Source organism: Zobellia alginiliquefaciens, from assembly GCF_029323795.1.
GTDB classification, from domain to species: Bacteria; Bacteroidota; Bacteroidia; order Flavobacteriales; family Flavobacteriaceae; genus Zobellia; species Zobellia alginiliquefaciens.
Genome location: NZ_CP119758.1, coordinates 2,985,946 through 2,999,426, shown reverse-complemented (window position 1 = coordinate 2,999,426; position 13,481 = coordinate 2,985,946). Strand labels below are relative to the sequence as shown.

The 13,481-nt window shown below is 37.6% G+C and carries 15 protein-coding genes; 8 read left to right on the top strand and 7 right to left on the bottom strand.

From position 1 onward, the window contains the following. Nucleotides 1–9: 9 nt before the first annotated feature. From P0077_RS12570 to P0077_RS12555, 4 genes are all read left to right on the top strand, one after another. Nucleotides 10–834 carry a thymidylate synthase gene (locus P0077_RS12570; RefSeq protein WP_276165584.1) on the top strand — a complete coding sequence of 275 codons (825 nt, stop codon included), beginning with the start codon at nucleotides 10–12 and terminating at the stop codon, nucleotides 832–834. 74 nt (nucleotides 835–908) lie between these two features. Then, complete coding sequence (egtB, locus tag P0077_RS12565; RefSeq protein WP_276165583.1) at nucleotides 909–2,069, top strand: ergothioneine biosynthesis protein EgtB; 1,161 nt, start codon at nucleotides 909–911, stop codon at nucleotides 2,067–2,069. Between the two features lie 48 nt (nucleotides 2,070–2,117). Further along, nucleotides 2,118–3,089 carry an L-histidine N(alpha)-methyltransferase gene (gene egtD / locus P0077_RS12560; RefSeq protein WP_276165582.1) on the top strand — a complete coding sequence of 324 codons (972 nt, stop codon included), beginning with the start codon at nucleotides 2,118–2,120 and terminating at the stop codon, nucleotides 3,087–3,089. Between the two features lie 68 nt (nucleotides 3,090–3,157). Continuing rightward, nucleotides 3,158–3,439 carry a DUF427 domain-containing protein gene (locus tag P0077_RS12555; RefSeq protein ID WP_276165581.1) on the top strand — a complete coding sequence of 94 codons (282 nt, stop codon included), beginning with the start codon at nucleotides 3,158–3,160 and terminating at the stop codon, nucleotides 3,437–3,439. Nucleotides 3,440–3,559: 120 nt separating this feature from the next. Here the strand turns inward: P0077_RS12555 and P0077_RS12550 are convergent, their stop codons facing one another. Both P0077_RS12550 and P0077_RS12545 read right to left on the bottom strand, forming a co-directional pair. Then, nucleotides 3,560–3,859 (bottom strand): isoamylase early set domain-containing protein, encoded by a 300-nt coding sequence (locus P0077_RS12550; RefSeq protein WP_276165580.1) that lies wholly within the window; start codon nucleotides 3,857–3,859, stop codon nucleotides 3,560–3,562. A 169-nt stretch (nucleotides 3,860–4,028) separates the two neighbouring features. Then, a complete protein-coding gene (locus P0077_RS12545; RefSeq protein ID WP_276165579.1) occupies nucleotides 4,029–5,117 on the bottom strand; it encodes an aminotransferase class V-fold PLP-dependent enzyme in 1,089 nt (362 codons plus the stop codon). Nucleotides 5,118–5,175: 58 nt separating this feature from the next. On the opposite strand from P0077_RS12545, the gene P0077_RS12540 reads away from it, so the two are divergent. Both P0077_RS12540 and P0077_RS12535 read left to right on the top strand, forming a co-directional pair. Next, a complete protein-coding gene (locus tag P0077_RS12540) occupies nucleotides 5,176–5,565 on the top strand; it encodes a 2TM domain-containing protein (RefSeq protein ID WP_276165578.1) in 390 nt (129 codons plus the stop codon). Continuing rightward, nucleotides 5,562–6,059, top strand: coding sequence for a dihydrofolate reductase (locus P0077_RS12535; RefSeq protein ID WP_276165577.1), 498 nt, complete (start codon nucleotides 5,562–5,564; stop codon nucleotides 6,057–6,059). Before P0077_RS12540 ends, P0077_RS12535 begins: the two co-directional genes overlap by 4 nt. Here the strand turns inward: P0077_RS12535 and murI are convergent. Together murI and pafA are read right to left on the bottom strand one after the other, a co-directional pair. Continuing rightward, a complete protein-coding gene (murI, locus tag P0077_RS12530; RefSeq protein WP_276165576.1) occupies nucleotides 6,048–6,836 on the bottom strand; it encodes a glutamate racemase in 789 nt (262 codons plus the stop codon). The genes P0077_RS12535 and murI overlap by 12 nt on opposite strands. Before the next feature lie 13 nt (nucleotides 6,837–6,849). Next, entirely contained in the window at nucleotides 6,850–8,511 is a 1,662-nt protein-coding gene (gene pafA, locus P0077_RS12525; RefSeq protein ID WP_276165575.1) for an alkaline phosphatase PafA, read from the bottom strand. A gap of 112 nt (nucleotides 8,512–8,623) precedes the next feature. Between pafA and P0077_RS12520 the strand changes: the two genes are divergently transcribed. Both P0077_RS12520 and P0077_RS12515 read left to right on the top strand, forming a co-directional pair. Continuing rightward, nucleotides 8,624–9,364 carry an MlaE family ABC transporter permease gene (locus tag P0077_RS12520; protein WP_276165574.1) on the top strand — a complete coding sequence of 247 codons (741 nt, stop codon included), beginning with the start codon at nucleotides 8,624–8,626 and terminating at the stop codon, nucleotides 9,362–9,364. Continuing rightward, complete coding sequence (locus P0077_RS12515) at nucleotides 9,361–10,128, top strand: ABC transporter ATP-binding protein (protein WP_276165573.1); 768 nt, start codon at nucleotides 9,361–9,363, stop codon at nucleotides 10,126–10,128. Before P0077_RS12520 ends, P0077_RS12515 begins: the two co-directional genes overlap by 4 nt. A gap of 18 nt (nucleotides 10,129–10,146) precedes the next feature. On the opposite strand, the gene P0077_RS12510 is transcribed toward P0077_RS12515, so the two are convergent. The 3 genes from P0077_RS12510 to P0077_RS12500 form a co-directional block, all read right to left on the bottom strand. After that, nucleotides 10,147–11,628 carry a DUF389 domain-containing protein gene (locus tag P0077_RS12510; RefSeq protein ID WP_276165572.1) on the bottom strand — a complete coding sequence of 494 codons (1,482 nt, stop codon included), beginning with the start codon at nucleotides 11,626–11,628 and terminating at the stop codon, nucleotides 10,147–10,149. A gap of 9 nt (nucleotides 11,629–11,637) precedes the next feature. Continuing rightward, nucleotides 11,638–12,720, bottom strand: a complete 1,083-nt coding sequence (locus P0077_RS12505; RefSeq protein ID WP_276165571.1) for a mannose-1-phosphate guanylyltransferase — start codon at nucleotides 12,718–12,720, stop codon at nucleotides 11,638–11,640. 83 nt (nucleotides 12,721–12,803) lie between these two features. Next, nucleotides 12,804–13,406, bottom strand: a complete 603-nt coding sequence (locus tag P0077_RS12500) for a SprT-like domain-containing protein (protein ID WP_276165570.1) — start codon at nucleotides 13,404–13,406, stop codon at nucleotides 12,804–12,806. Nucleotides 13,407–13,481: the final 75 nt, after the last annotated feature.

Sequence of the window (13,481 nt, the reverse complement as noted above, 5' to 3'; positions counted from 1 at the left end):
TACGCTACTATGAAACAATACCACGATTTACTAAAGCACGTACTCGAAAACGGTAATCAAAAAGGAGACCGCACAGGAACAGGAACATTGAGCGTTTTTGGACATCAAATGCGCTTTGACCTTAGCGAAGGTTTTCCCATGGTTACTACTAAAAAATTACACCTGAAGTCTATTGTTTATGAGTTGCTTTGGTTCTTGAAGGGAGATACAAATATTAAATACCTTCAAGAAAACGGCGTGCGTATCTGGAATGAATGGGCAGATGAAAATGGTGATTTAGGTCCTGTTTACGGTCATCAATGGCGCAATTGGAACAATGACGAGATAGATCAGATTAAAGATGTTATTCAATCTTTAAAAAATAATCCTAACAGCAGACGTATGTTGGTTTCCGCATGGAACCCAAGTGTTATGCCGGATACTTCAAAATCATTCTCTGAAAACGTAGCTAACGGAAAAGCGGCACTCCCTCCCTGTCATGCATTTTTTCAATTTTATGTCGCGGATGGAAAGCTTTCATGCCAGCTGTACCAACGTAGTGCAGATATCTTTTTAGGCGTACCCTTCAACATAGCGTCATACGCCTTATTTACCATGATGATGGCACAAGTCTGTGGATACCAGGCCGGGGAGTTCATTCACACTTTTGGTGATGCCCATATCTACAACAACCACATGGAGCAGGTAGAATTGCAATTGAGTCGCGAACCACGACCACTACCTAAAATGGTTATCAATCCAGAAATCAAGGATATTTTCGACTTTAATTTTGAAGATTTCACCTTAGAGGATTATAATCCGCATCCCCACATAAAAGGTGTCGTAGCTATTTAGAGTTCACTAAAATTACTATTGAGTCCATTTCATGCTTTCTATAATCCTTATATTTATAGGATAATAGAATTGCTATGACATTGACCGATTCCCTTTTAGATTTTTTTCTAGAGACCCGAGAACATACTGAAAACATTTGCAGGCCTTTAGAAATTGAAGATTATGTGGTACAGCCAATTGTTGACGTATCACCTCCAAAGTGGCACTTAGGTCATACCTCATGGTTTTTTGAAGAATTCATTTTAAAACCACATGATAGTGGTTATAAAGTTTTTGATGAAGACTTTTCTTTTGTCTTTAATAGCTACTACGAAACTGTTGGAAAAAGAGTTGTCCGTTCCGATCGTGGCAATCTATCTCGTCCTTCGGTAGACAGCGTATACACTTACCGTGCATATGTGACCGAGGCTATGAAAAATCTTTTTACTATCTCCCAAAATAAAGAGTTATATGACTTATTGGAAATAGGCATTCATCATGAAAAACAGCATCAAGAATTGCTGCTCACAGATATTAAATATATACTAGGCAACAATCCGTTACTCCCCTCCTATTCCGATAGTTTTAAGGAACACCCTCTAGAAAATACAGCTCAAGAATGGATTTCTATAGCGGAAGGAATTTATGAAATAGGACACAACTCGGATGCTTTCTGTTATGACAATGAATTAAGCAGACACAAGGTATACTTACATCCGTTTGAAATATCGAACAATTTAGTTTCCAACCAAGAGTATATTGAATTTATTGAGGCTGGAGGCTATCAAAAATTTGATCTTTGGCATGCCGCAGGCTGGGATTGGGTAAATCAAAATGAGATTTCCGCACCGCTTTATTGGCATTTAATAGATGATGTTTGGTACAACTACACATTAAACGGACTTCAAACAATCTCACTTGAAGCCCCTGTAACACATATTTCATATTTTGAAGCATTTGCATTTGCCCAATGGAAAGAATGCCGCCTACCCACGGAGTTTGAGTGGGAAGCCGCGCAAAACCGCTTCACTTGGGGCAAGCGTTGGGAATGGACAGAAAGTGCCTATTTACCCTACCCTAACTACACAAAAGCAGATGGTGCGCTAGGCGAATACAACGGTAAGTTTATGGTGAACCAAAAAGTTTTACGAGGAGGTTCCGTTGCTACACCAATGCGCCACACCAGACCCACCTATCGCAACTTTTTCCAGACCGATCTAAGATGGCAGTACACAGGCTTTCGATTAGTTAAATAAATTTCACCACACAGGTATAGTTTCTAAAAAAATCTCGACTTAAACATCATGCAAAAACCAACCGAAGTGCTTTTCGAAACCCAATTTGAAGAAGACGTTTTTACTGGTCTAACCACTTTTCCAAAACATTTGTCGTCCAAATATTTCTATGACGAAAAAGGCGACAAGCTGTTTCAAGATATAATGAACATGCCCGAGTATTATCTCACTCGCAAGGAATACGACATTTTAAAAAATCATACTACAGAGATTGCCAACTTGTTTGCGTCAGGAAACCCAAAATTCAAGCTTATAGAATTAGGTGCCGGAGATGGCAAAAAGACTAAAATTCTATTAAAACACCTTTCGGAAAATGGTTTTGATTTTAAGTATCAGCCAATAGATATTAGTCAAAACGTACTTAACGGTCTAGAAGACTCATTACAAAATGAACTTCCCAACGTTAAAGTAGAACCTCAACAAGGAACTTATTTTGAAGCTTTAAAAAAAATAAATGCTGAAAACGGCACTAAAAAAGTGATTTTGTTCTTGGGCTCAAATATTGGGAACCTTCTTCATGAGCAAGCCATAGTTTTTCTAAAAAGTGTACAACAGCTTATGGAAAAGGAAGACTTACTGTTCATTGGTTTTGATATGAAGAAAAACCCACAAACCGTATTGGATGCCTATAATGATCAAAACGGAATTACAGCGGCATTCAACAAAAATGTCCTATCTCGTATCAACAAAGAACTAGACGGAAATTTTGATTTAGATAAATTTCTACATTGGGAAGTGTATGACCCAGAAACAGGGACTGCAAAGAGCTACTTAGTGGCTAAAGAAGCACAAACTGTAAGTATTGCAAAGCTAGACGTACTAATTAATTTTGAGCAATGGGAAACGGTACACACCGAAATTTCTCAAAAATATGATGATAAAGTTGTTGCTTGGCTGGCTGAAAAATCCGGCCTAAAAATAGAAACTGAGTTTTGTGATACTGAAAAACATTACAAGAATTTTGTTCTTACAAAACAATAGCAACTTCCTTCTCATCATAATGCCATTACGAACCTACCATCTAACAAATGGTAAAAATATGTAGTACTATGAAAGCAATTTGGAACGATACGATAATAGCGGAGAGCAATGAAACCGTTGTTGTTGAAAACAATCACTATTTTCCAGCGGAAAGTATTAAAAAAGACTATTTTAAAACCAGTGAAACACATACTACTTGCCCATGGAAAGGACAAGCCCATTACTACACATTAGAAGTAGACGGTAAGCAAAATCCGGACGCAGCCTGGTATTACCCAGAGGTTAGTCCACTCGCAAAAAGCATAAAAGGTTATGTTGCTTTTTGGAAAGGCGTAACCGTGGAAAAATAAAAATAGGGCAAGCACCACATACTTTCATTTTTCAATAAGTGATGTGGATGTTGACTTAAAATTAAAAAGCCGGAGCATATAATAATGTTCCGGCTTTAATTATTTTTCTAACGAAAAAAACTATAGATCCAGAACGGCATTTTCGCCACCTGCATAATCGTTCCACTGGTAACGATCAGCTTCTGCTTCGTTTACGTAGTTTCCATCAATTATATATTTGAACTCAAAAGAAGCTTCTTTAGGAAGTTCTAAAGTGCCTTTGAAATTTCCATTTTTCAATTTTTTCAATGCACTTGCTTTGCTAGCTTTCCAGTTATTGAAATCACCAACTACAGCTACTTTTGTAGCCTCTTCCGCTGGAACGGTAAAAGTAACTTTACAAACGGGTTTTGTCTTTAGATACTGTTTTGAAATTGCCATGTATGTATTATTTTAAATTGATTTTTTTGTTTCGAAATCGGGGGTAAAACTAATATATTAAAATGCTCATATACAATGATTAACGCATTTTTATCATTTTCGCAATATTTACATAACAAATGGTGTGTAGATGCAAAAAAAGCAATTTTAATTTCTACATTACAAAGTGCTATGTAGCTGTTTCTATGATTTTTACAACCTTATCAATATCCTCTTCACTATTATAAAAATGAAAACTTAACCTTATGCCTTCTCCACGTTGCGAACAGATGACTCCGTTCTCCGTTAATTTTTGAAATAGAGCGCTATCTCCATTGATATTAAATATGGTACTATGGTCATCTCTCTCTAGTACAACCTTGGACAATAATCCCAACCGCCCAAACTCTTCTTTTGCTTTTATTGAGAGAAGTTTCAGCTGATTTTCAATAGTTGTTTTCCCTAAACTACTTAAATATTCCAAAGAAAATTTTAAACTCCCAAAATTCAACGTGTCCAAGTGACCAGGCTCAAATCGATTAGCAAAAGGTATTCTATCCCGCGCATCAATATCATGTCCCGATGCACTGTAACCTATGGTCTTAACGGGAAACATTTCCGCTAGCCCATCCTTAAATAACATAAACCCGTTTCCATAACCGGACAGCAACCATTTGTAGGCACTTGCCCCAAGAACATCCAAAGGTGAATTCTCAAAATTAAAATTAGTGGTACCACAAAACTGAGTACCATCTGCTATAATCTTCAAGTTAGGAAATTTATTTTTTATCTCCGTAAGAAAATTCATACTTATTTTAATGCCGTTAGTCCATTGCACCACACTCAAAGCCAAAATAGATATTTTTTCTTCTTGAATTTTATTTCTAATGCTTCCCTCCAGATTCGCATCCAACACTACATAATGGGTGTCAAAACCTCTATATTCAAACGGCCAGTTTAAAGACGGATAATCATCCTTGATCAATAAAACCTTATGGCTCTTATCCAAACCATCCAACAACATATTTAGGCCCAATGTAAAGTTTTGAACCAACGCCGTGTTTTCTTTTTTTGCAGCAAAGAAATTTGCCACCGCCTCACGTGTTTCGGGAATTAATTTAGTCACAGCTTTATTCCTAAAGTTACTGCCGCCGATCAGGTAATCCAAGTCATGCTCTTGACGCCACTCCATTAAATCATCATTAAGCAATCCTGCCGATGCAGTGTTCGCATAGATATACTGACTTAAAACAGGAAAGTGTTTTCTGGTATTTTTCATATGATATTTTCTGTGTCGGCAATTGCCTTATCTTTGTACTCTAAAGGTAACGATTCGTATGTTCTCTAAAAACAAAAACCGCTCTGAAGTAGACCTTGAGCAACATGAAATGCTCGAGAACGCTCAAACCCGTATCAAACAAAAGAAAAGGTTATTCACACACTTTGTAATCTTTCTTATTGGTAGTGTTTTCCTAATTCTGGTTAATAAGATTTTAAAATATGGTAATACGTATGACTGGTTCATTTGGGGTATTACCTTTTGGGCCTTTCTTTTTATTATACATGCCTTCAACGTTTTTGTAACTCAAAAATTCATGGGAAAGGAATGGGAACGCTCCCAACGTGAAAAACTGGTAGCAAAACAAAAGAAACGTATTGCCGAAATACAAAAAGAAATAGAGACCGATTTTCCCCTATCCAAAATCAACAAAAAAATAGAACCATGAACACCGTAGCTATGATAGCGGCAGCTGCCGAAAACGATGCTCTAGGAAAAGACAACGATCTCTTATGGTACCTTCCGGATGATTTTAAGAGGTTTAAAAGCCTCACATCTGGCCATACCATAATAATGGGTAGAAAAACATACGAAAGCTTCCCTAAACCTTTGCCCAACCGTAAACATGTTATTATAACGCGAGATAAGGATTATACCGTTGATTATGACGTTTGCGTTGTAGTACATTCATTAAACGAGGCCTTAGAACTGGTTAAAGATGAACCTTTGTCCTATATAATTGGAGGTGGAGAAATTTACAAGTTAGGCATGGAATACGCCAATAAACTTGAAATTACCCGTGTACATGGCACTTTTGAAGATGCCGATACTTTTTTTCCGGAAATAGACGAAACTATTTGGGAGCTTGCTACGGAACAGTATCACCCACAAGATGAAAAACACAAATACGCTTTCACCTATTTAACCTATCTAAAAGTCTAATCTTTGAACAGAAAGGGTAGCTTCTACGTCATTGACAAAACTCTCTAATACCTGCGGATTTATATTGGTAAACAATTCATGGATTGCTGAGTTATTGGATGTATTTAAAAGATCTTTTTTTTCCAAAACGGCTTTCACCTGCCGTGCAACTGCTTCACCTGAATCAATAATTTTCACATGGTCGGGTAAAATACTTTTTAAAGTAGGAATTAGATAAGGATAATGAGTACAGCCCAGTACCAGATGATCCATATCTTGTTCTAACATTGGACTTATATAGGTATTCAATAAGTTTATAGTTTCCTCAGTAGCTACTTTACCACTCTCTATTAACGGAACCAAACCCGTGCCCTCTTGTTCTATAATCTTAATTCCATTGGCATGGTTTTCGGATGTACTATGAAAAAGGCTACTAGCCAAGGTCCCCTTTGTTGCCAGTACTCCAACCGTCTTAGATTTAGACTGTAATGCAGCGGGTTTAATTGCAGGTTCAATACCAATAAAAGGGACCTTATATTGCGCCCGCAAGTTACTAATAGCATTTGTAGTTGCCGTATTACAGGCTACCACAATGAGCTTACACCCCTTCTCCAATAGTAACTCTGTATTTTTGATACTAAGTTGAAGAATCTCTTCTTGAGATTTTTCTCCGTACGGCGCATTCTTACTGTCAGCCAAATAAATGGTATCCTCATTTGGCAGCAGCTTTTGGATTTCCTTCCAAATGGAAGTCCCACCTACCCCTGAATCAAAAACACCTATAGGCTTACTACTCATATTCTCCCTTTAATTACTCCAAAACTTTTGCTATAGGGCTTCCTGTTGCCCCACTTGGAAAAGCGATACCCAGCAAAGATGCCACGGTAGGTGCAATATCGTCAATTTCAGTTTTTTCTACTGTACTGCCCTGCTTTATTCCGGCACCATAAAAAAGTAAAGGCACATGGGTATCATATATCTGTGGAGAACCATGTGTGGAACCTGTTTCAGGGTATGAAATCGTTCCTGGAGACAATACTACCAATACATCTCCTGAACGTTTTTGATTATATCCATTTTGAAGAATGTATGGAATACCGTGGGTATAATTATTCTGCCACATTTGGTACGCCGTATACACCCTATCAATTCCTTTATAAGTCAAGACCTCTTTGGCAATGGTCTCTTGTACCTCCTGAACACTTAAATCTAAATTTTCTATAATTTTGTGGTCCAAGAAATATTGCTCATTTGAAAAATCCTTAACAATGTCCGTGGTACCATAATTAAACTCTAAGAATTGAGAGAAATCGGCTTTCATGGCATCCCAACCTACATAATCCGCAGGTATTCTTTGATCTTTAAGGTACGCTGGCACATCAATTGCTGCGTGGTCTGCCGTTAAAAACACGGTATATTCCCCTTTGCCAACTTTACGATCCAGTTCTTTAAAAAGGCGCTCTAAATCTTCATCCAACCGCATATACGTATCTTGAACTTCTTTTGAGTTAACGCCAAACTTATGCCCTACATAATCCGTACTTGAAAAACTAACTGCCAAGAAATCCGTTATAGCATCTGCTCCTAACTGCTCTGCCTCTAATGCGGCTATAGCAAAATCCGCAGTCATAGAGTTACCAAAAGGAGTTGCTTTTAACATCTCATATTTTCCGTTCTCATCCCAAAGTTTTGGAAGGTCATGAGGAAAAACCGGAGACTTCTCTCCTTTAAACAAACCTTCGTAGGTATTGTAGTCTAGCCCACTTTCAACATAATCATTACTATTCTTTAAGGTTTTCCAAGGTTTTTTATAGGTATCAAAGGATTTCTCCGAATTAAATTTTTCGACCCAACTAGGTAATTTATCCATATAAAAAGAACTGGTTACCCATGCACCATGGCTAAACCAATAGGCTGCATTTGCCGTATGCCCACCAGGAAGTACGGCTCCTCTATCTTTTAAAGCTACCGCAATTGTTTTACCACGCATTTGGGTATGTAGCCTAAGCTCATCTGTTATAGTGGTAACCGTCATTCTATGGGGCGACATTTGCCCTGCTTCCGAAGTGGTACCAACTGAGTTATATGCAGAATCCCCGGCGCAGTACACATCTTCTTCTGCTGTTTTATCATACCAATTGTTACCTATTATTCCATGTACCGCCGGTGTTGTTCCAGTATAAACCGATGCATGACCAGGCCCTGTACTGGTAGGTGCGTAGTTAAAATGATTGTTTTTACAATTGAACCCTTCATTTACCAAGCGTTTAAACCCGCCATCACCATAATGGTTCCAAAACCGAGTGAGGTAATCATACCTCATTTGATCTACAACTATACCCACTACCAATTTAGGCTCAGTTTTTAATTGGGTTTTAGTTTGTTCTTTAGCTTTTCGTTGGCCAAATGAATTCGATGGTAAAAAAGCAATTGCAAAAAAGGTAAAAAATAAGATAAAAAAATTCTTGTGCATAGTAGATTTATTGAGGTAGCAAAAGTAAATAAATTCCCCTTTTAAACTTTAAATGCAGGTTAAATGAAATCGTTTATTGTTATTTTTGTTAGGATATACCTATTTTCATCACATGAACTACCTAACATCGATTGGCAGATATGCCATTATGATAAAAGAGGTCTTTAAGAAACCTACAAAATGGCGCATTATGAAGTCGCTGATTTTGAAAGAAGTAGATGAACTTATCTTCGGCTCCTTGGGCATCTTAATTTTCATTGCTTTTTTCATGGGCGCTGTTGTTGCCATACAGACAGCGTTGAATATAACTAGCGAACTTATTCCCAAAAGTTTAGTAGGTTTTGCCACAAGACAGTCCATTATTCTAGAATTCGCACCTACTTTCTGCTCTATTATCATGGCAGGGAAGGTAGGTTCCTATATTACATCCAGTATTGGATCCATGCGTGTTACCGAGCAAATAGATGCATTAGAAGTTATGGGCGTGAATGCACTCAACTATCTGGTTTTCCCTAAAATCGTTGCATTATGCCTGTACCCTTTCATTATTTCAATTGCCATGTATGTTGGTATTTTTGGCGGGTGGATGGCAGCTGTTTTTGGTGGATTTAGCACCAGCGCAGATTTTATAGAAGGGGTGCAATTAGATTTTATACCCTTTCACATAACCTATGCTTTTCTTAAAACTTTGGTCTTTGCTTTTGTTTTGGCCACAGTACCTTCCTACCATGGCTTCTACATGACCGGAGGTGCGCTAGAGGTAGGTAAAGCCAGTACTACCTCATTTGTATGGACAAGTGTGGTTATTATTGTTGCAAACTATATACTCACCCAACTCTTATTAGGCCAATGATAGAAGTAAACGACATACATAAGTCTTTTGACGAAGCCCATATCCTTAAAGGAATTACAACCAGTTTTCATAAAGGAAAAACTAACCTTATTATTGGACAAAGTGGATCCGGTAAAACGGTTTTCTTAAAATGCTTGTTAGGGCTTTTTACCCCTGAAGAAGGAACAATTAGCTATGATGGACAAGTTTATGCAGACCTTAGTAACGAGCAGAAAAGAGACTTGCGCCAAGAAATGGGTATGGTTTTCCAAGGAAGCGCCTTATTCGACTCCATGACCGTGGAGGGTAATGTAAAATTTCCCTTAGAGATGTTTACTAAGCAATCCAAATCCGAAATTCAAGACAGGACAGATTTTGTACTAAAACGTGTTAACCTCGTGGACGCACATCACAAATTCCCTTCCGAAATTTCTGGAGGAATGCAAAAGCGGGTTGCTATTGCCCGCGCTATTGTTATGAATCCAAAATATCTATTTTGTGATGAACCCAATTCCGGCCTTGACCCTAAAACAGCTATTGTAATAGACAACCTTATTAAAGAGATTACGGAAGAATATGATATAACCACTATTATCAATACACATGACATGAACTCTGTGATGGAAATAGGGGAAAAAATTCTTTTCCTAAAAGATGGATTAAAAGCTTGGGAAGGAAGTAATAAAGAAATATTTAAAACCGATAACGAGACCGTTACCGATTTTGTATACTCATCTAACCTCTTTAAAAAAGTGCGGCAAATGTATATTGAGGAGCGAAATTAAACACGGCCCCTTATAACTCTATTTAGAAGAGCCCCTTAACTGAATGGTAGTGTCTTTTAACCGTACTTTTAGCCACTCATGAACCCTTTTGTTTTCAGCAAGAATTTTACTTTGCTTTATACCTTCTTTCCACTTTACTTCAAAAATTGATAGTGTATCTATTTTATTAAAATCGGTGATTACCGCATTATCATATTGAAGAGAAACCAGATTTTCGTAATTAGCTTTTGCCTCCGCACTTATATCTTGAAAAGGTATTTGTTTCTGTCTGGAGGCATCTCTCTGAAGACGGGTAACCTCAGCCTCTAAAAAAGCAATTTTTTCAGCTTTACTCGATAATTGATTTTTCTGAGACTCGTATAGTTCGTTAATATATTTCAACTGGTCCCCTTGCTCATTTTGCGCTCCTTGTATCACATGTAACTCGGCATTACTTAACCGTTTATAATCTTCATCTTCTTTCAGCATGGTGTTCCACGAAGCAATGATATTTGCCGGAATGACTTCATTGCCCATACTAACAAGCTCAATTACAGGATTCTTTCCTTCGTTATATTCAATGGTCGTAAAATTGTCAAGATATCTACCTCCACTTGTAAACTGATATTTACCGATGGTAGCACTCACAAATTCTATAGCCTGTTTTTTAAACATGGACTCCTGAAAAACTTTATAGAACGTGTATCCTGCAGGAATCATTACCAATAAAGCAACCACCGAAGCAATACGTGCAATACGCCTTCTTTTGGCGGAATTCACATAACGAACCATTGGAAACTTCAATAGTTTTATGGTCAAAAATGTAGCAAGGGCTATGAAAATAGTGTTTATAATAAACAAATACATAGCTCCAAGTGCATAACCTGGGTTACCAATGGCCAAACCAAAGCCAACTGTACATAGCGGAGGCATCAAAGCCGTGGCAATAGCTACACCAAAAATAACACTAGCTATGGTCCCTTTCTTTGCTCGCGCGATTACCAGGGCAAGACCACCAAAAAATGCGATAAGAACATCACGAATATCCGGTGCGGTACGCGCTAAAAGTTCTGATGACTCATCTTGAATGGGGAAGAACTCAAAGAAAAGGTAAGCGGTCAATACACTAAGCACCACCATAACCCCAAAATTCTTTAGCGACCGTCTCAAGGTATCAATATCATTGATCGCCAAAGACATTCCCAGACCAAGAATAGGTCCCATTAGTGGCGAAATTAACATCGCTCCAATGACCACTGCAGTGGAGTTTGCGTTTAACCCAATAGATGCAATAAAAATTGAACAGATCAGAATCCAAGATGTGTGCCCCTTAAAAGGAATATCGGCAATAATAGCCTCCTTTGTAGCTTCCTGATCCGTATTCTCACGAATATCCAATAGTTCGCGCAAAAATCTTCGCAAACTTTCCAAAAGTCCTTTTGCATCTTTTTTTACCGCTTCTTGACTTTCCTTTGGCTCTTCAGTAGGCGTAATATTATCTTGGTTCAGTTTATCGCTCATATATTATTGTTAGGCATACTCATCTCCGTATTTATCCTTAACAGCACCTAATACCTTTTTGATATCTTGTTCTTTTGATTTCGGATATATTAAAAGTACTTCTTTTTTGTCTACGATGATATAGTCATTAAGGCCATCTACTACAACTATTTTATCTTTGGGAGACCTAATCATATTTCCCGAAGCATCAGTTGTTAAAGACTTACTGTTTACAACAGCATTATTGTCCTCATCCTTATCCAACTTATCATACAATGACCCCCAAGTACCCAAATCGTTCCAATCAAAAGTCGCCGGAAGCACAAATATGGCTTTCGAATTTTCCAAAATAGCGTAATCTATAGAAATGTTTTCCGCTTTTGGATAGTTCTCTTTTATAAACTCTTTTTCTTCTCCAGTATTGTAAGAAGACATACCAGATTCAAAAAGTGAATATTGTTCAGGTTGATAGTTTTTGAACGCACTTACAATAGTTTTCACGCTCCACATAAATATTCCGGCGTTCCATAGGAAGTTGCCCTGCGCCAAAAACTCTTTAGCGGTCTCATAATCCGGTTTCTCACGAAACTGATTTACCTTCTTAATTTCCTCTGTACTCTCTTTCTCAAATTCTATATAACCAAAGCCCGTATTCGGGAAAGAAGGCTTGATACCTAATGTACAAAGCACATCTTCTTTTTCACACTTATCAAAACAAGCTGTTACATCTTTTGCAAATGCTTCCTCATCTTCAATCCAATGATCACTAGGCGCCACGATCATTACACCATTTTCGTTCATTTTTTGAATCTTCAATGCTGCATATAAAATACACGGTGCCGTGTTTCGCATGGCAGGCTCCAACACTACCTGATCTTGTTTCACCAAAGGCAGCTGTTCCAGCACCAAATCGTTATAACGCTCGTTGGTCAAAATGAGAATATTCTCTGTGGGTACAAATTTATTCAGGCGCTTGAAGGTTTTTTGAATTAATGTATCGCCTGTACCCAACATATCATGAAATTGTTTTGGATAAGATGATGTACTAATTGGCCAAAATCTAGAACCGACTCCACCGGCCATTAAAACTGCGTAGTAATTTTTGTTTTTCATCTTTTGATTGCTATAGTAACGGAAGTCAAACGACCTTCGCCTTCTTAATTAAATAGTTAGTTATTCTTTGTTTCCTACAAATATCACTCAAAAACCAATTCAACCTCTGCATTTGGCTGAAAAAGATACGTTCGTCCTGTAGCGACTTCTACACATTCATATCGCTTTACTCTTCTATTTCCTTTTTTATACAATTTACCATTATATATACGAAAAATACTACCTAAAGGCACTTCAAACACGTAAGTTCTATTGGTTTGCTGTTCATCAAAATGCTTCAAAGCTATGGAAAGCCTAGCATCCGTGCTACTACTGGCCTTTGGATTCTTAAAATGATTAGCTAATAGCGGTAATAATTCAGTTGGAAATATTTCAGGACGAATAAATGGCAACATCAAATACTGAAAAATACGCTTCCATTCCTTACCATGGGGCTTTATACTCCTACCGTACTTTTCAAAAGCTACCAAGTGGGCAATTTCATGAATGAGTGTAATTAGAAATCTGTATTTATTTAGGTTTGAATTAACCGTTATTTGATGCTTACCGTTAGACATCCTTCTATAATCGCCATGACGTGTTACGCGTTCATTTACGATTTTCAAGTGGACACCCGTTTTTTGAATCAACTCCAAACATGATTCTACAGCCCTTTCGGGAAGATATTTTTGCAATACACTATTCACTGCTTACAAAAATAAGGGAACTTCATTAATAAATGGTTAAGCGAATGAAAGGCTTCATCAAAAATTTATAACTTA